The organism is Pseudomonas sp. IT-232MI5, from assembly GCF_949767845.1.
GTDB lineage: Bacteria > Pseudomonadota > Gammaproteobacteria > Pseudomonadales > Pseudomonadaceae > Aquipseudomonas.
In genome coordinates, this window is sequence record NZ_CATKQE010000008.1 from 62524 (window position 1) to 78702 (window position 16179).

A 16179-nucleotide genomic window follows, 5' to 3' on the forward strand; every position below is an offset into this window, starting at 1 on the left:
GTGTTAAGTAAAACGTGTAGCGCCCGCTCACTTCAGGTAAGGGGACCAGGACGGTTCTCTGACTTCGCCTTGAGCGGTAGGAAGCGGGAGCCTAACGCGTCCATTAATGGACACGAGCATCAAGACTCCCCGGCCCTGTTGGCGGGTGGCGTAGATTACCATGGTGCCGTTGGGCGCAACAGTAGGTGACTCGTCCAGAGTGCTATCAGTGAGGATCTTTACACTACCTCGCTGCAGATCCTGAGCTGCCACCTTGAAATTGGTGAAGCCATCCTGACGATGGATCATCACCAAAGTCTTTTCATCTGCCGAAAGTTTCGGGTTGGCGTTGTAGTTACCTACAAACGTCACACGCTCGGCACCACCGCCACTGGCGCTGGTTTTGTAGATCTGAGGCTTGCCGCCGCGGTCCGAGGTGAAGTAGATGGTCGAGCCATCCTTGCCCCAGTACGGTTCGGTGTTGATGCCAGGACCTGCGGTCACGCGGGTGATCTGACGCGAAGCCAGATTCATCACATAGATGTCCGGGTTACCGTCTTTCGACAGTACGAACGCCAGGCGATCACCATTCGGCGACCAGGCTGGCGCGCCGTTCAGGCCTTCGAAATTGGTGATTTGCTCACGGCGACCGGTGTCGATGTTCTGCATGAAGATGCGCGGACGCTTCTGCTCGAACGACACGTAGGCGATGCGCTTGCCATCCGGTGCGAAGCGCGGCGACAGAATCGGCTCACGCGATTGCAACAGCGTCACGGCGCGAGCACCGTCGTAGTCCGAACGCTGCAGGGTGTAACGGGTGTTCTTCTCGGAGAAGCGCTCGGCCGTCACGTACAGCAGACGCGTCGAGAACGCACCTTCAATACCGGTCAGTTTCTGGAACGACTGATCGGAGATGAAGTGCGCCATGTCGCGCAATTGCTCGGTGGTACCGGAAACACTGCCGTCTGCCACTTTTTGCTCGGTGGCGACGTTGAACAGCGCCCACTGCACCTGCAAGCGACCGCCCGCTGGCGCAATGCTGCCGACCATCATGTATTGAGCACCCACCGCCTTCCAGTCACGGAAGATGATTTCGCTCGGCTGGCTTGGCTGGCTGATCATGTTTTGCTTTGGAATCGGCGAGTAGTAGCCCGAGTTGCGCAAATCGTTACCAATGATTTCAGCCATGTCGTCCGGCAGCACGGCACCGCCCTGCATACCAAACGGTACAACGGCGATCGGGGTTGCCCGATCGCTGCCGCTGGTGACCAGAATGTTCTTTTCATCCGCCATCGCGATCCCTGCCATGCAGCAGATCACGACCAGCATTCCTCGAAGAAGGTTTCTCACAAGGCTAGATCCTCAGGTGTGAATGTCATCTTGAATGAACGATACGGAGCGAAATCGCTCGGCTTCATTCCCTGCATTTCTGTCAAACGTCCAATATTTTTGACCGCTGCCACTGCCGAAGCATCGAACGGACCATCGCCACTGGATTTGGCCACGCTGACCGAAGTCACCGTACCGTCCGGCAACATGCCGATCTGCAACACCACCGTCATGCCTTTGCGTGCCGAAGGTGGACGGGCCCAGCCTTCTGCAGCTCGCGCACGAATCAGGTCATCGAAACTGCCCGCGACTTCGTCGCCCTGCTCATCGGCCAAGGCCTGCTGGCGCTGCGGCGTATCGGAAAGCAAATCGGCCAAGGCCTGAGCCTTTTTGTCTTCGGTCGATTTACGTGCTGCATCCTGCGCTTTCTTCTTCGCAGCATCGGCAGCGGCTTTCTTCTTCGCTTCGTCGGCGATTTTCTTCTTCGCCTCTTCAGCTTCAGCTTTCTTCTTGGCGTCTTCGGCGGCTTTCTTCTTCGCGTCTTCGACGATCTTCTTCTTGGCTTCTTCAGCGGCTTCTTTCTTGGCTTCTTCCTTAGCCTCTTCTTCAGCCTTCTTCTTGGCTATATCAGCCAATTGTTTCTCTTCGGCCTTCTTGGCTTCGGCTTTCTTCGCGTCGTCAGCTTTCTTGGCGTCATCCGCCTTTTTAGCTTCATCCGCTTTTTTAGCCTCATCGGCCTTCTTGGCTTCCTCGGCTTTTTGAGCCGCTTCTTCTTTCTTTTGTTCCGCAGCGGCCTTGATCTCTTCCTGCTCGACCTTTTTCTGTTCCATCTGCTCGACTTCAGTCTGGCGCGCGGCGGATTTCTTCGCCTCACCCGCAATCTTCTGATTGGTCTGGGTGGTTGCCTGACTTTTCGATTTCAGTTGGTACAGGGTCGCCTGGACAATCGGCTTGGCCGGCGGCAGCTCTGGTGTGAAGGCAAAACTGACGAACAGCATGCCGAACACCAGCACGTGCAGGACAATTGCCAGAACACTAGGCCAGAAGTAGCTTTCCGAGGCGGACGGCTCTCGCTGTTGCTGCATCAGGGGGCCTCGGTAATCAAACCAACATTACCGACCCCGGCTTTCTGCAACCCGCCCATGGCACCCATGACAGAACCATAGTCGACGGTCTTGTCACCGCGGATGAAGACCTGGGTACGCTTGCCGCCTTCGGTGCCGGCACGAATGATCTTGGTCACCGCGTCGGTCATTTGCGGCAGGGTCATGGCCCTGTCCTGTTGCTTCTCGGTGTCGACTTCGCTGCCAAGGTTCCAGTAGTAGGTCTTGTCAGCCTTGATCGAAATAGTCAGGACCTGCGTGTTGTTGTCCTGCGGCAAGGCTTCGCTGGAAACCTTGGGCAGATCAACTTTCACGCCCTGATTGAGCATCGGCGCGGTCACCATGAAGATGACCAGCAGCACCAACATCACGTCGATGTATGGCACCACGTTCATCTCGGCGACCGGCTTGCGCTTTTTGCGAGCTCGAGCGATTAAAGCCATTGGAAATTACCTGCTTATTCTTCGCTGGTGTGCACTTTACGGTGCAGGATCGCCTGGAATTCATCGGCGAAGGTGTAGTAGCGGCTCAGCAAGGTTTCGCTGCGGGCAGAGAAACGGTTGTAAGCGATAACTGCCGGGATTGCCGCGAACAGGCCGATCGCGGTGGCGATCAGGGCTTCGGCGATACCCGGGGCCACAGTGGCCAGGGTGGCTTGCTGGGCGCTGGCCAGACCGCGGAAGGAGTTCATGATGCCCCACACGGTACCGAACAGACCGATGTACGGGCTGACCGAACCGACAGTGGCGAGGAACGGCAGGCTCTGCTCCAGTTTCTCTTCTTCACGGGAGATGGCGACGCGCATGGCCCGGGCCACGCCTTCCATCACCGCTTCAGGATCGACGCCTGGCTGCTGACGCAGACGCGAGAACTCCTTGAAACCGGCACGGAAGATCTGCTCAACGCCCGAATCCGGATCCGGGTTGCTGCCTGCCTGACGGTACAGCTTGGACAGGTCGATACCCGACCAGAAGCGCTCTTCGAAGCTCTCCAGGGCGCGTCGACCGGCGCGCAGCAGATTGCTGCGCTGAAAGATCATGATCCATGAGGTCACCGATGCGGCCACCAGGGTCAACATTACCAACTGCACCACGATGCTGGCATTGCTGACCAGGCTCCACATGGAGGAATGGTCGACGACGTTAGCTTCCACGCTTTATCTCCTGCTTTGAGTGTGTACCCGGGCCGACCGCGTCGGCGAAGGCCGCACGCAAATCTTCGGGAAGGGCCCGGGGTTTCAAACTGTTAGTGCGCACACAGGCCACCAAAAACTGCCCCTCACAGAGCAGCACATTATCCGTTGCCCGCCTGACCTGCTGTTTGAAGCGCAGGCTGACCCGGTTCAATTCGATTACATCAGCGCTTACCAGCAGTTCGTCGTCCAGTCGCGCCGGCGCGTGATAGCGCGCTTCGCTGGAGTGCACGACAAACAACAGGTCCTCCCCTGCCAGCTGCGATTGGGCAAAGCCCAGTTCGCGAAGCCGCTCGGTTCGAGCCCGTTCCATAAACTTGAGGTAATTAACGTAATACACGATGCCGCCCGCATCGGTGTCCTCGTAATAAACGCGACAACGATGTGCGAACGGCTCAAGCCCGTTTTGCGCGCGCATACTCTAGTGCTTACTCCTCAGGTTGCCAATCCGGCCAGGCAACTGTTTTTCATGGTTTCAGAGCTTTACCGCAAAAGTACCGTCCTGTGACCGTACAAACCCTGAATAAATCGACAACAAATGTGTATTAATCGTCCACGGCATCGAGAAACTCGTCTGCCACGGGCATTTCACCCATTCGTGACGGAATGTTTAAACCGAAGTGCAGGTACGCATGGCGCGTCACCACCCTGCCCCGTGGCGTGCGCATGATGTAACCCTGCTGGATCAGATACGGTTCCAGCACATCCTCAATGGTGTGACGTTCTTCACTGATCGCAGCGGCGAGGCTGTCGATACCGACCGGGCCGCCATCGAACTTCTCGATCATGGTCAACAGCAGACGCCGGTCCTGATGATCGAAACCATGCTCGTCGACGTCCAGCAGGTTCAGCGCCAGATCCGCCACCGCTTTGGTGATGTGGCCCTTGGCGCGGACTTCGGCGAAGTCACGCACGCGGCGCAACAGACGGTTGGCGATTCGCGGCGTACCACGGGCACGACGTGCGATTTCGAACGATCCTTCCGGATCCAGCGGCAGACCGAGAATCGCCGCCGAACGGCTGACAATCGTCGCCAGATCGGCCGTGCTGTAGAACTCAAGACGCTGGACAATACCGAAGCGGTCACGCAACGGGTTGGTCAGCATGCCGGCGCGAGTGGTTGCGCCCACCAAAGTGAACGGCGGCAGATCGAGTTTGATCGAACGCGCGGCCGGCCCTTCACCGATCATGATGTCGAGCTGGAAATCTTCCATCGCCGGGTACAGCACTTCTTCAACGATCGGCGACAGGCGATGGATTTCGTCGATGAACAGCACGTCGTGCGGTTCGAGGTTGGTCAGCAGCGCCGCCAGATCACCCGGACGCTCAAGTACCGGACCGGATGTGCTCTTGATAGACACGCCCATTTCCTGGGCAATGATGTTCGCCAGCGTGGTCTTGCCCAGACCAGGCGGGCCGAAGATCAGTGTGTGATCGAGGGATTCGCTACGGCCACGGGCGGCCTGGATGAACAGTTCCATCTGCTCGCGCACGGTCGGCTGGCCAATGTAGTCGGCCAGACTGACCGGTCGAATGGCCCGGTCCTGGACTTCTTCGCGCTCACGCGGGCTGTGCGCGGCGGTGATCAGACGATCAGCTTCAATCACTTAAATCATTCCCTTCAGGGCACGGCGGATCAGGTCTTCACTGCTCAAATTCTTGTCCTTGATGGCGGTAATCGCCTTGCTCGCTTCCTGCGGCTTGTAGCCCAGGGAAATCAGCGCGCTGACCGCATCGTTCTCGGCGGTATTGACCGGCGCCGGACCATCAGGCTGATTCGGCACCAGGGCAAACATCGCCGGCGAAGTTTCCCAGGCCTTGAAGCGGTCTTTCAACTCAACCAGCAAGCGCTCGGCGGTTTTCTTGCCGACTCCCGGCACTTTGGTCAAGGCCGAGGTGTCCTGCGACTGCACACAGCGGATCAGCTCATCGACTTCCAGGCTCGACATCAACGCCAGGGCCAATTTTGGCCCGACACCATTGAGACGGATCAACTCGCGAAAAAAGTCTCGCTCACGCTTGCCGGCAAAACCATAGAGTAACTGCGCGTCTTCGCGTACGACCAAATGGGTGTGCAGGGTCAGCGGTTCACCGACCGACGGCAGACGATAAAGGGTGGTCATGGGCACTTCCAGCTCATACCCGAGGCCGTTTACATCCAGAATCAGGTGCGGCGGCTGTTTCTCAGCCAGGGTGCCGCGCAAGCGTCCAATCACGTTTCAGATCCTTGAGCGTTGGCCAGCCGTGGGCTGGCGACTATCGAAAGGCGAATTTCGCGCCGACGAACCAGGCGCAGGAAATCCACTTTCAAGAAAATTGATGCTGATGCTATCAGAGACGCAGGCGCCCGCCACGACTGCGTGCCGTTCCCAAACCGTGGGGCAGCAGACTGGAACGCGTGTGGGCATGGCAAATGGCAATGGCCAGGGCGTCCGAGGCATCGATTTGTGGTTTGCTGGTCAGTTTGAGCATGTGCATGACCATCATTTGCACCTGTTCTTTATTCGCCGCGCCGGTGCCGACCACAGCCTGTTTAACTTGAGTGGCGGTGTACTCGGCGATCTCCAGACTCTCTTCAGCGCCAGCCACGATTGCAGCGCCGCGAGCCTGACCGAGCTTCAGCGCCGAATCGGCGTTTTTCGCCATAAAGACTTTTTCGATGCCCATGGTCACCGGACCGTAGGTCTGAATGATCTCCCGCACTCCGCGATAGACGATTTGCAGGCGTTCATGCAGTTCGCCCGCACCGGTACGAATGCAGCCGGAAGCCACATAAATACAACCGCCACGCCCGGTATCTCGAACAATGCCGTAACCGGTGATGCGCGAACCGGGGTCGATACCAAGAATTAAAGTCATAACGCCTGCAGAAATTGATGCGAAAGCTGAGGGTACATGTAGGAGCCGCCGAAGGCTGCGATCTTTTGATCTTTCAAAAACAGAAAGATCGCAGCCTTCGGCAGCTCCTACAGGTGAAGTGTAGAGCCAGCAAAAACTGCGACCTTTCTATTTGCATCAACCGAGCTGAGCGGCCACGTCTTCCGGAATGTCCGCGTTGGAGTAAACGTTCTGCACGTCATCCAGGTCCTCGAGCATGTCGATCAGCTTGAGTACCTTCTCCGCACCTTCCAGATCCAGCTCGGCGCTGGTGGTCGGCTGCATGACGATTTCCGCGTCATCCCCCTTGAACCCGGCGGCTTCCAGCGCGTTACGCACCGCGTAGAAACTGGTGAACGAGGTAAACACGTCAATCGAACCGTCTTCATGGCTGACCACGTCATCGGCATCGGCTTCCAGCGCCGCTTCGGTCAGCGCATCTTCATCGACGCCCGGCGCGAAGCTGATCTGGCCTTTGCGTTCGAACAGATACGCCACCGAACCGTCGGTGCCGAGGTTGCCACCGCACTTGCTGAAAGCATGACGAACGGCTGCCGCAGTACGGTTGCGGTTGTCGGTCATGCACTCGACCATCACCGCGACGCCGCCCGGGCCGTAACCTTCGTAAGTCAGTTCTTCAACGTTGTCCGCTTCGGTGGCACCGGCGCCGCGCGCCACGGCGCGATCGATGATGTCACGGCTCATGTTCGCGCTCAGTGCCTTGTCCAGGGCCAGACGCAGACGCGGGTTGGATCCGGGATCACCGCCACCCTGACGGGCCGCAACGGTCAGTTCGCGGATCCACTTGGTGAAGATCTTGCCTCTCTTGGCATCCTGACGTTCTTTGCGGTGCTTGATGTTCGCCCACTTGGAATGACCTGCCATAACTCGCTCCGAATTCTCTTTGAAACGTTGCCCGCCCTGCTCATGCAGCGGCCAGCAAACAAAAAAATCTCGACCTGCTCTCTATAGAAAGAAAAAAGGCGCATCCGAAGATGCGCCTTCAGGCCCGTCTTACTCAGCCTTTGGCGTTTCGCGCAAACGAATGTGCAGCTCGCGCAGTGCCTTGGCATCCACGACACCCGGCGCTTGCGTCATCACGTCGGCAGCACTCTGGGTTTTCGGGAATGCGATCACTTCACGGATCGACTGGGCGCCGGTCATCAGCATCACCAGACGGTCCAGACCGAAGGCCAGACCACCGTGCGGCGGCGCACCGTATTTCAGCGCGTCGAGCAGGAAGCCGAATTTCTCTTCCTGTTCCGCTTCGTTGATGCCCAACAGGCGGAATACCGCCTGCTGCATTTCCTTGCGGTGGATACGGATCGAACCGCCACCCAGCTCGGTGCCGTTCAGCACCATGTCGTACGCGCGGGACAGAGCGCCGGCCGGGTTGGCTTCCAGTTCTTGCGGGGAGCACTTCGGCGCGGTGAACGGGTGGTGCAGCGCGGAGAAGCTGCCGTCGTCGTTTTCTTCGAACATCGGGAAGTCGACGACCCACATTGGTGCCCACTCGCAGGTCAGCAGCTTGAGGTCGTGACCGAGTTTGATGCGCAGTGCGCCCAAGGCTTCGCTGACGATCTTGGCCTTGTCGGCGCCGAAGAACACGATGTCGCCGTCAACTGCACCCACGCGATCGAGGATGGCGTTGAGGTTTTCCAGCGGGATGTTTTTCACGATCGGTGATTGCAGACCTTCAACACCGGCTGCACGCTCGTTGACCTTGATGTACGCCAGACCCTTGGCACCGTAGATGCCGACGAACTTGGTGTAATCGTCGATCTGCTTGCGTGGCATGCTTGCGCCGCCTGGAACGCGCAGTGCGGCGATACGGCATTTCGGATCGTTGGCCGGGCCGCTGAACACTTTGAAATCAACTTCTTTGAGCTGATCGGCGACGTCGACCAGTTCCAGCGGGTTACGCAGGTCTGGCTTGTCGGAACCGTAGCGGCGCATGGCTTCTTCGAAGGTCATGTGCGGGAATTCGCCGAACTCCAGACCCAGCACTTCCTTGAACAGGTTGCGGATCATCTGCTCGGTCAGGCCCATGATCTCTTTTTCATCGAGGAAGCTGGTCTCGATGTCGATCTGGGTGAATTCTGGCTGACGGTCGGCACGCAGGTCTTCGTCGCGGAAGCACTTGGCGATCTGGTAGTAACGGTCGAAGCCAGCGACCATCAGCAGTTGCTTGAACAGCTGTGGCGATTGCGGCAGGGCGAAGAACGAACCGGCATGGGTACGGCTAGGCACCAGATAGTCACGCGCGCCTTCAGGCGTAGCGCGGGTCAGGATCGGCGTTTCAACGTCGAGGAAGCCGTTCTCGTCGAGGAAGCGACGGATGCTGGTGGTCATGCGCGAGCGCAGACGCAGCTTCTCGGCCATTTCCGGACGACGCAGGTCGAGGAAGCGATAACGCAGACGGGTTTCTTCGCCAACGTCGGAGAACTCGTTCAGCGGGAACGGCGGGGTTTCCGACTCGTTCAGCACTTCCAGTTCATAACCCAGCACTTCGATCATGCCCGACGCCATGTTGGCGTTGGTGGCACCGGCCGGACGCAGACGCACCTTACCGGTGATCTTCACGACGTACTCGCTGCGCACGCGATCGGCAGCGGCGAAGCTCTCGGCGCGATCCGGGTCGAACACTACCTGAGCCAGACCATCACGATCACGGATATCGAGGAAAATCACCCCGCCGTGGTCGCGACGACGGTGAACCCATCCGCAAAGGGTAATTTCCTGGCCTTCCAGGCTTTCGTTCAGTTGGCCGCAATAGTGGCTGCGCATCATGGTCGTGGTTCGCTTCTCGTAATTCGAAAAATTCGGTGGAGCTCCCGTTGCTTTTCAAGCAATGCGGAAACTCACGCGTGTCGTTCAACCCGGGGTTGAACCCTAGTCAGATTTGTCGCCACCGGCCAGGTTCTTCTTGGCGCCGGTCTTGAAATCGGTTTCGTACCAACCGCCGCCACTGAGGCGAAAGCCTGGCATCGACAGTTGCTTCTTGAGCTCTGGCGCCTGACAGGCAGGGCAGTCGACCAGCGGTGCCTCGCTGATCTTTTGAATGGCTTCCAACTGATGACCACAGGAAGCACATTGATAATCGTACATCGGCATGGGGGGTGTCTCGGCGATCAGATTGCCACCGCGCGCAGGGCTTTGCGGCGAAAGAGCGGGATTATATCGATTAAATGCGGCCTGTGCAGCCGTAAGACTGCACAGGCCGCGACCTCGTTTGCAACTGCCGTTTCAGAGCGATTCGACAGGTGTAGCTTGCTTGACGCCGTTCATGACACACACCACCCGCACCAGCGCACTGAAATTTCTCACCCCGCCATGACGCAGATGCACTTCACGGTCGACGTGGGACAACAGCGAGCTGATCGAACAGCAGTTGTCTGCGGCCATATTGCCAAGGATGTTCCAGTAGACCCGCTCCAGCCGCAGGCAGGTCGCATAACCGTTCAGACGCACGGATCGTGACGATGGCTGAACCAATGCCATGTCGAATTCGTGGACGAACGGATCGACTTTCAATTCATGTGGCAAGCCGACAATCCTGTCGCCTCGCCTGTCTCCCTCTACCATATCGGTGACACTCCTTTGCCATCTCTGCTTGTTTGAAAAGTCACATCCTGTGGCTTTCATAAAAGCGCAGACACAACGTTATAGCCAGACGACTTATTGACCGACAACGTAGGAAAAGCCAACGATACAGGTGGGATTGCGGACAGCGCGCGAGCCTTCTGCTGCTGGCCCGCGCACCGGCAGATTTACGCTTCCAGCAAGGCGCGCAGCATCCACGCGGTTTTCTCGTGAACCTGCATGCGCTGGGTCAACAGGTCTGCGGTCGGCTCATCGCTGACCTTGTCGAGCAGCGGGAAAATGCCACGCGCCGTGCGGGTCACGGCTTCCTGGCCGTCGACCAGTTGTTTGATCATGTCTTCGGCACTCGGCACACCCACTTCTTCCTTGATAGAAGAAAGGCGTGCGTAGGTGGCGTAGGCGCCTGGCGCCGGAAAGCCCAAGGCGCGAATACGCTCGGCAATCAAATCAACGGCCAGCGCGAGTTCGTTGTATTGCTCTTCGAACATCAAGTGCAGCGTCCGAAACATCGGACCGGTGACGTTCCAGTGGAAGTTGTGGGTTTTCAGATACAGCACGTAGGTGTCCGACAGCAGACGCGATAAGCCTTCGACGATGGACTTGCGGTCTTCTTCACTGATACCGATATCGATTGCCATGTTTACCCCCTAACGGCGATTGAATTCATCCAACAGGTGCAGACCCACTCTAGCAAGGCTGTCGACACCCCGCAGCCCCGATCAGATGCACACGCTGCGACAAATCGACCGACGCCATGCCGCTGGCCGGGCTGATTTGAGTAGCCGCAGGCTTTGCTGTTAAATAGACAGTGTGTCGCCATGCCCCATTTTTCGGGGCGTTGCGCATAGGCTGATGCCGTGAACGTGTCCACCGCCTCTTATTTTGTCCCGAAGCGAACCGTGCGCCTTCAGCTCTTCCTTGTGAGCCGTCATAAACGTGAGCCAATCAAAATGTTGAAAATCGTCCACCTGCTAATGGGCGCAGCGGCACTGCTGCTGTCGTTCATACCCAGCTTGAAATCCGAAGCCGTTCCCTACCTGCAACAACCCGATGCACTTTACCTGGCCTTTTTCGGCCTGCTGAACCTGGTGATTGCTCCTGTGATTCCTTTCTGGAACAAAGGCCCTCGTCAGCATCTGCAAAACCTGGTCAGCGCGCTGCTGGTACTGACTGTCGTCCTGCAAACCCTGACCCTGATCGCGCCGATGCCCGTCATCGCCGGCCAGCCAGCCGTACTGTTCACCCTGGTGATCGCGCTGGTTGCCGTGGTCCTGCATCTGGCTGTGAGCTTCTATCGTTCTTCACCTGCTGCTGCTCCAACCAGCTATGACATGACCAATCGTGATACCGGTACCGTCAAGTGGTTCAACACCTCCAAAGGCTTCGGTTTTATCTCCCGGGATTCCGGCGATGATATTTTCGTGCACTTTCGCGCGATCCGTGGCGAAGGTCATCGCGTACTGGTCGAAGGCCAGCGCGTGGAGTTCTCGGTGATGAACCGCGACAAAGGCCTGCAAGCCGAGGATGTGATCGCCGCACTGCCGCGACGCTGATCCAGGCATAAAAAAACCGCGAGCAGCCTGCTGTTCGCGGTTTTTTTACGCCTGATGAAAAGTACCTGCCTCAGTAGTGTGGCGGGGGCGCCTCATCCTCAAAGGACTCGAACTGACCGACCATCTCTTCCTGACGCTTGAGCATTGCTGCCATTTGCAATTGCAGGCGCTCGACCACGCGCTGCTGAGCGACCAGTACGTCGTTCAATGCCTGAATAGTGTCATCCTGAAATGCCAGACGGCTTTCCAGATCGGTAACGCGGTCTTCCAGGCTCATGAATCAGCCCTCCAGAAACGTAAAGTCTTCGGTCAACACCAGACGCAACTTTGCGCGAATGGCCTCTACTTGCTCGGCATTGTAAGGCTTGGCCGGCAGCTTGCCCCAGACCGGCGCCGGCCAGGCTGCGTCATCGCGTTTGCGCACAATCACATGCATATGCATCTGGCTGACAACGTTACCCAGGGTGGCGACGTTCATTTTGTCGGCATCGAACAGATCCTTGAGCAGCTCAGCCAGCGCGGTGGTTTCAAGCCAAAACTGTTGCTGATCGGCGACATCCAACTGAAACAACTCACTGATATCGTCGCGACGAGGCACCAGGATGAACCAAGGGTAGTTGGCGTCATTGGACAGCAGCAGTCGGCACAGAGGGAAATCACCGATGGTCAGCGTGTCCTGTTGAAGTCGTGAATCTAAAGCAAACACTGCGCGCACTCCCGGCTGATCTTCATTATTCAGCTTAGCGGCGATCCTTATGGACGGCGCACCAAGCGACAGGACGCCAGCATACCTGCGAATGCGCCTGCCTTCACGGCGACGGTGTACCCCATCGCCCTGCGAACGCCCCGACATGTGACATTTGCGAGCACAACGCACCAGCATGAAACCAGCATCCAGACTCAGCCCGACAAAATGACCGAAAACAGCAGAGACGTTCAGCGTCATCGCCCCTGCAAGCTGTATGAATTCAGAACAGCTGTAAATTTTTTTGCACCAAAACTGCACAGTGCGTCTACGCTCACTGCGTCGGGCATCCGCCAAATACTCACTGGCGGGGTGAACCGGTAACGTTTTTGGTTGTCACGCGCGTTTCTCGGCGTGGCAACACCATGGGAGGTATGGCGTCAAGCACAGAAAAAATCAGGCTTGAAGCCCCGCTTTCACAAGGTTTTCACAAACACAGGCGGGTGTTCAGAAAAATAACCGCAGCAAAATTGCGGTTTGTGCACGCTTGTTGCATTCGTACCCATATGGACTATAAGCGCACCACTGGAAGTGGATGCCTTAAGCCCCATAAGAACAGTGGCAGGGTTGCCCGATGGAGATTCAAGTGTTTTGCCAGGGACTCTTTTTTACCGATGCAAAAAGGCCCATAAACAGCGAGAAAGTTGTCAGTCCGGCTGCGTCGGTACTGTGAATTTGCGACATCCACCACGCCATTTGCGACAACGTCGTAAAGATGCTGAAAGGTTGGATTAGCAAGTATCGCCAACATTGTCGGCGTGATATAAGTTTGCGCCGACACAAAAAGAAAGAGCCGCCCAGATAATAAAACAGGTGGGACGGCAGTACTCTTCTAAAACCAAAGGAGCAAATCACGATGCGCGTGATGAAGTGGAGCATGATCGCACTGGCAGTTGCAGCAGCAGCCAGTACTCAAATGGCTACGGCCGCACCGTTTGTAAGTGACCAGTCTGAAGCCAAAGGTTTTGTTGAAGACGCGAAACTCACCGAGACGTTGAAGAACTATTACTTCAACCGCGACAACAAGAACGGCGGCCGCGACCAGAAAGACTGGACCCAGGGCTTCCTTGGTAACTTCACCTCCGGTTACACCCAAGGTACTGTCGGTGTTGGTATCGATGCCTACGGTTACCTGGCACTGAAACTGGACGGCGGCGACGGTACTTCCGGTTCGGGCAACATGAGCCGCAGCGATACCGTTAACCCGAACAACGGCGCTCGCGACGTTAACGACAGCCAGGGCAAAGCAGGCGCGTCGGTCAAATTCCGCGTTTCCAAAACCGAACTGAAATTCGGCGACATGCAGCCAAGCACTGCTCCAGTGTTCGCTGTCGGCGGCTCCCGTATCCTTCCGCAAACGGCTACTGGCTTCCAGTTGCAGAGCAGCGAAGTCAAAGACCTGGACCTCGAAGCCGGTCATTTCTACTCGGCTTCCAGCCAGGACAAAAATGCCCGTAACGGCGGTCTGTACGCTAACTACGCAGGCGTAGAAGCCGACTCGATCGACTACTTCGGTGGTAAATACAGCATCACCGAAAACCTGAGCGCATCGCTCTACGGCGCCAAGCTGGAAGATATCTGGAACCAGTACTACGCCAACGTGAACCTCACCACCCCATTCAGTGGTGACACTTCGCTGAACACTGACTTCAACATCTACCGCACCACCGACACCGGTGACAAGCTGGCAGGTGACATCAGCAACACTGCCTTCTCCCTGGCAACCGCGCTGTCGTTCCTGAAAGCACACACCTTCACCCTGGCCTTCCAGAAGGTCAACGGCGATACCCCGTTCGACTACATCGGCGTGGGCAAGAACAACCGCGGTGGCGACTCGATCTTCCTGGCTAACTCCATCCAGTACTCTGACTTCAACGGTCCTGGCGAGAAATCCGTTCAAGCTCGCTACGACCTGAAAATGGCCGAGTACGGCGTTCCAGGCCTGAGCTTCATGGTTCGTTACGTTAAAGGTTGGGACATCGACGGTACCAGCACTCCAGCTGGCAGCCCTTACACCGGTCTGTACGGTGAAGATGGCAAACACCACGAAACCAACTTTGAAGCCAAGTATGTTGTTCAGTCTGGCCCGGCTAAAGACCTGTCCTTCCGCATTCGTCAAGCCTGGCACACTGCCAACGCTGACCAAGGCGAAGGCGATGTCAAAGAGTTCCGTCTGATCACCGAATACCCACTGAACATCTTGTAATTGTCAGTGGTTAGTTTGGAAGCATAAAAAAAGGCCCATCTTGCGATGGGCCTTTTTTATTGCCGGTCACTTGCAATAGTTGCCTGACCGACAAGTCAGGCAATTAATTAGCAACCTATCATTGTGTTGCCGATTCCTGCACCACACGAATCACCCGTTGTGGAAAAGGAATATCAATGCCTGCAGTCTTTAAACGATCGCGCGACTGTTCGTTAAACATGAACATCACGTCCCAGTAATCTGCAGTTTTAACCCACACACGCAGCGAAACAGTGATCGAACTGTCGCCCAAGGTCGAAATCACGGCCTGCGGCGCCGGATCCTGCAACACGCGCTCATCCTTGGCCAGATCCAGCAACACCTGACGGGCCTTCTGCAGATCGGCTTCGTAATCAACGCCTACATCAAATACGACTTTGCGAGTCGGCTGACGGTTGGTGTTGGTGATGATGCCATTCGACAGGTTGCCGTTTGGCACGATGATGGTTTTGTTGTCACCGGTACGCAGCACGGTGTGGAAAATCTGGATGCTGTCAACCGTACCCGACACGCCTTGCGCCTCAATCCAGTCACCGATACGGAACGGACGGAACAGCAGAATCAGCACGCCGCCAGCGAAGTTCGCCAGGCTGCCCTGCAACGCCAAACCGATGGCCAGACCAGCCGCACCGATCGCTGCAACGAAGGAGGTGGTTTCAACGCCGATCATCGAAGCGACGCTGACAATCAGCAGCACTTTGAGAATGATGTTCGCCAGGCTGCTGATAAAGCCTTGCAGCGCCAAGTCAGCGTTGCGCAGAGCCAACAGACCGCCGAGCTTTTGCGTGACCTTGTTGATCAGCCACCAGCCGATGGCCAGGGTAATCACTGCCAACAGCACGCGGCTGCCGTATTCCATGATCATCGGGATCCACGCCTGGGATGCCTTGACCAGGTTGTCCACCTCAGCATTCAAATCCATGTTCTATCTCCTGATTTCCGGCTACCCGGGCTGTAAAAAATCAGCGGCAGAAAGACTGAACCTGTTGGGGCTCAATCGTTTCTGCCGTTGCTTGGGCCTCGGACGCTGAAAACGCCGAGAGGTTCCCCGACCGGGAAGCTTAGTCGCGGAAGTTGTTGAACTGCAGGGGCATGCCGAATTCCTTGGCCCGCAGTGCCGCGATGGCCTCTTGCAGGTCATCACGCTTCTTGCCGGTCACACGCACTTGCTCGCCCTGAATGGCAGCCTGCACTTTGAGTTTGGCGTCCTTGATGTGGCCGACGATTTTCTTCGCCAGCTCCTTGTCGATGCCTTCCTTGAGCACGGCGTCCTGCTTCATCAGTTTGCCCGATGCGTAGGCGTCTTTGACTTCAAGGCACTGCACGTCGATCTTGCGCTTGACCAGCGCCAGCTTGAGGATTTCGATCATCGCTTCCAGCTGGAACCCGGCTTCGGCGGTCAGGCTGACGGTGAGGTCCTTTTCCTTGAACTCAAAGCTGCCTTTGCCTTTCAGGTCATAACGACGATCAAGTTCCTTCACGGCGTTCTCGACCGCGTTGGTGAGTTCGTGTTTGTCCAGTTCGGATACCACGTCGAACGACGGCATGTAATC

General features: G+C 57.0%; 19 protein-coding genes. 2 read left to right on the forward strand and 17 right to left on the reverse strand.

Annotated elements, in window-relative coordinates; all coding sequences use genetic code 11:
* Nucleotides 1-27 precede the first annotated feature (27 nt).
* From tolB to ACM6JQ_RS07535, 13 genes are all read right to left on the reverse strand, one after another.
* Nucleotides 28-1308 (reverse strand): Tol-Pal system beta propeller repeat protein TolB, encoded by a 1281-nt coding sequence (gene tolB / locus ACM6JQ_RS07475; protein ID WP_016983828.1) that lies wholly within the window; start codon nt 1306-1308, stop codon nt 28-30.
* A 17-nt stretch (nt 1309-1325) separates the two neighbouring features.
* Nucleotides 1326-2393: a cell envelope integrity protein TolA gene (tolA, locus tag ACM6JQ_RS07480; RefSeq protein WP_007912728.1), complete on the reverse strand. Its 1068-nt coding sequence runs from the start codon at nt 2391-2393 to the stop codon at nt 1326-1328.
* A complete protein-coding gene (tolR, locus tag ACM6JQ_RS07485) occupies nt 2393-2845 on the reverse strand; it encodes a protein TolR (RefSeq protein WP_161806672.1) in 453 nt (150 codons plus the stop codon). The genes tolA and tolR overlap by 1 nt, the downstream gene beginning before the upstream one ends.
* 23 nt (nt 2846-2868) lie before the next feature.
* Nucleotides 2869-3564, reverse strand: a complete 696-nt coding sequence (gene tolQ, locus ACM6JQ_RS07490) for a protein TolQ (RefSeq protein ID WP_007912733.1) — start codon at nt 3562-3564, stop codon at nt 2869-2871.
* Nucleotides 3554-4021: a tol-pal system-associated acyl-CoA thioesterase gene (gene ybgC, locus ACM6JQ_RS07495; RefSeq protein ID WP_007912735.1), complete on the reverse strand. Its 468-nt coding sequence runs from the start codon at nt 4019-4021 to the stop codon at nt 3554-3556. The genes tolQ and ybgC overlap by 11 nt, the downstream gene beginning before the upstream one ends.
* A 127-nt stretch (nt 4022-4148) precedes the next feature.
* Nucleotides 4149-5210 carry a Holliday junction branch migration DNA helicase RuvB gene (gene ruvB, locus ACM6JQ_RS07500; RefSeq protein ID WP_007912736.1) on the reverse strand — a complete coding sequence of 354 codons (1062 nt, stop codon included), beginning with the start codon at nt 5208-5210 and terminating at the stop codon, nt 4149-4151.
* Nucleotides 5211-5819 (reverse strand): Holliday junction branch migration protein RuvA, encoded by a 609-nt coding sequence (ruvA, locus tag ACM6JQ_RS07505; protein WP_003227522.1) that lies wholly within the window; start codon nt 5817-5819, stop codon nt 5211-5213. It abuts the gene before it with no gap.
* A gap of 115 nt (nt 5820-5934) precedes the next feature.
* The gene (ruvC, locus tag ACM6JQ_RS07510) at nt 5935-6462 is read right to left on the reverse strand and encodes a crossover junction endodeoxyribonuclease RuvC (RefSeq protein WP_007951206.1); all 528 of its coding nucleotides are present in this window, start codon (nt 6460-6462) and stop codon (nt 5935-5937) included.
* A 156-nt stretch (nt 6463-6618) separates the two neighbouring features.
* Nucleotides 6619-7365, reverse strand: a complete 747-nt coding sequence (locus tag ACM6JQ_RS07515) for a YebC/PmpR family DNA-binding transcriptional regulator (RefSeq protein WP_007912738.1) — start codon at nt 7363-7365, stop codon at nt 6619-6621.
* Between the two features lie 129 nt (nt 7366-7494).
* On the reverse strand, nt 7495-9270 hold the full coding sequence (gene aspS / locus ACM6JQ_RS07520; RefSeq protein ID WP_007912740.1) for an aspartate--tRNA ligase: 1776 nt from the start codon (nt 9268-9270) through the stop codon (nt 7495-7497).
* Nucleotides 9271-9372: 102 nt separating this feature from the next.
* The gene (locus tag ACM6JQ_RS07525; RefSeq protein ID WP_007912741.1) at nt 9373-9594 is read right to left on the reverse strand and encodes an FmdB family zinc ribbon protein; all 222 of its coding nucleotides are present in this window, start codon (nt 9592-9594) and stop codon (nt 9373-9375) included.
* A 132-nt stretch (nt 9595-9726) separates the two neighbouring features.
* Nucleotides 9727-10065: a ribbon-helix-helix domain-containing protein gene (locus ACM6JQ_RS07530; protein ID WP_007912743.1), complete on the reverse strand. Its 339-nt coding sequence runs from the start codon at nt 10063-10065 to the stop codon at nt 9727-9729.
* A gap of 185 nt (nt 10066-10250) precedes the next feature.
* Nucleotides 10251-10721, reverse strand: a complete 471-nt coding sequence (locus ACM6JQ_RS07535; protein ID WP_007912745.1) for a Dps family protein — start codon at nt 10719-10721, stop codon at nt 10251-10253.
* Nucleotides 10722-11033: 312 nt separating this feature from the next.
* On the opposite strand from ACM6JQ_RS07535, the gene ACM6JQ_RS07540 reads away from it, so the two are divergent.
* The gene (locus ACM6JQ_RS07540) at nt 11034-11636 is read left to right on the forward strand and encodes a cold-shock protein (protein ID WP_007912746.1); all 603 of its coding nucleotides are present in this window, start codon (nt 11034-11036) and stop codon (nt 11634-11636) included.
* Nucleotides 11637-11706: 70 nt separating this feature from the next.
* Here ACM6JQ_RS07540 and ACM6JQ_RS07545 read toward each other — a convergent pair whose 3' ends face one another.
* Together ACM6JQ_RS07545 and ACM6JQ_RS07550 are read right to left on the reverse strand one after the other, a co-directional pair.
* Complete coding sequence (locus tag ACM6JQ_RS07545) at nt 11707-11913, reverse strand: SlyX family protein (RefSeq protein ID WP_007912748.1); 207 nt, start codon at nt 11911-11913, stop codon at nt 11707-11709.
* A gap of 3 nt (nt 11914-11916) precedes the next feature.
* A complete protein-coding gene (locus ACM6JQ_RS07550) occupies nt 11917-12342 on the reverse strand; it encodes an HIT domain-containing protein (RefSeq protein WP_007912749.1) in 426 nt (141 codons plus the stop codon).
* Nucleotides 12343-13237: 895 nt separating this feature from the next.
* Between ACM6JQ_RS07550 and ACM6JQ_RS07555 the strand changes: the two genes are divergently transcribed.
* Nucleotides 13238-14587: an OprD family porin gene (locus ACM6JQ_RS07555; RefSeq protein ID WP_095112281.1), complete on the forward strand. Its 1350-nt coding sequence runs from the start codon at nt 13238-13240 to the stop codon at nt 14585-14587.
* 118 nt (nt 14588-14705) lie between these two features.
* On the opposite strand, the gene ACM6JQ_RS07560 is transcribed toward ACM6JQ_RS07555, so the two are convergent.
* Both ACM6JQ_RS07560 and ACM6JQ_RS07565 read right to left on the reverse strand, forming a co-directional pair.
* Nucleotides 14706-15548 (reverse strand): mechanosensitive ion channel family protein, encoded by an 843-nt coding sequence (locus ACM6JQ_RS07560; protein WP_034153426.1) that lies wholly within the window; start codon nt 15546-15548, stop codon nt 14706-14708.
* 139 nt (nt 15549-15687) lie between these two features.
* Complete coding sequence (locus ACM6JQ_RS07565; RefSeq protein ID WP_007912755.1) at nt 15688-16173, reverse strand: YajQ family cyclic di-GMP-binding protein; 486 nt, start codon at nt 16171-16173, stop codon at nt 15688-15690.
* Nucleotides 16174-16179: the final 6 nt, after the last annotated feature.

Excerpts from the sequence above, each read along its gene's own strand:
- tolB (WP_016983828.1), bottom strand. The coding sequence starts at position 1,308 with ATGCTGGTCGTGATCTGCTGCATGGCAGGGATCGCGATGGCGGATGAA.
- tolA (WP_007912728.1), bottom strand. The coding sequence starts at position 2,393 with ATGCAGCAACAGCGAGAGCCGTCCGCCTCGGAAAGCTACTTCTGGCCT.
- ybgC (WP_007912735.1), bottom strand. The coding sequence starts at position 4,021 with ATGCGCGCGCAAAACGGGCTTGAGCCGTTCGCACATCGTTGTCGCGTT.
- ruvC (WP_007951206.1), bottom strand. The coding sequence starts at position 6,462 with ATGACTTTAATTCTTGGTATCGACCCCGGTTCGCGCATCACCGGTTAC.
- ACM6JQ_RS07515 (WP_007912738.1), bottom strand. The coding sequence starts at position 7,365 with ATGGCAGGTCATTCCAAGTGGGCGAACATCAAGCACCGCAAAGAACGT.
- aspS (WP_007912740.1), bottom strand. The coding sequence starts at position 9,270 with ATGATGCGCAGCCACTATTGCGGCCAACTGAACGAAAGCCTGGAAGGC.
- ACM6JQ_RS07525 (WP_007912741.1), bottom strand. The coding sequence starts at position 9,594 with ATGCCGATGTACGATTATCAATGTGCTTCCTGTGGTCATCAGTTGGAA.
- ACM6JQ_RS07530 (WP_007912743.1), bottom strand. The coding sequence starts at position 10,065 with ATGGTAGAGGGAGACAGGCGAGGCGACAGGATTGTCGGCTTGCCACAT.
- ACM6JQ_RS07535 (WP_007912745.1), bottom strand. The coding sequence starts at position 10,721 with ATGGCAATCGATATCGGTATCAGTGAAGAAGACCGCAAGTCCATCGTC.
- ACM6JQ_RS07540 (WP_007912746.1), top strand. The coding sequence starts at position 11,034 with ATGTTGAAAATCGTCCACCTGCTAATGGGCGCAGCGGCACTGCTGCTG.
- ACM6JQ_RS07545 (WP_007912748.1), bottom strand. The coding sequence starts at position 11,913 with ATGAGCCTGGAAGACCGCGTTACCGATCTGGAAAGCCGTCTGGCATTT.
- ACM6JQ_RS07555 (WP_095112281.1), top strand. The coding sequence starts at position 13,238 with ATGCGCGTGATGAAGTGGAGCATGATCGCACTGGCAGTTGCAGCAGCA.
- ACM6JQ_RS07560 (WP_034153426.1), bottom strand. The coding sequence starts at position 15,548 with ATGGATTTGAATGCTGAGGTGGACAACCTGGTCAAGGCATCCCAGGCG.
- ACM6JQ_RS07565 (WP_007912755.1), bottom strand. The coding sequence starts at position 16,173 with ATGCCGTCGTTCGACGTGGTATCCGAACTGGACAAACACGAACTCACC.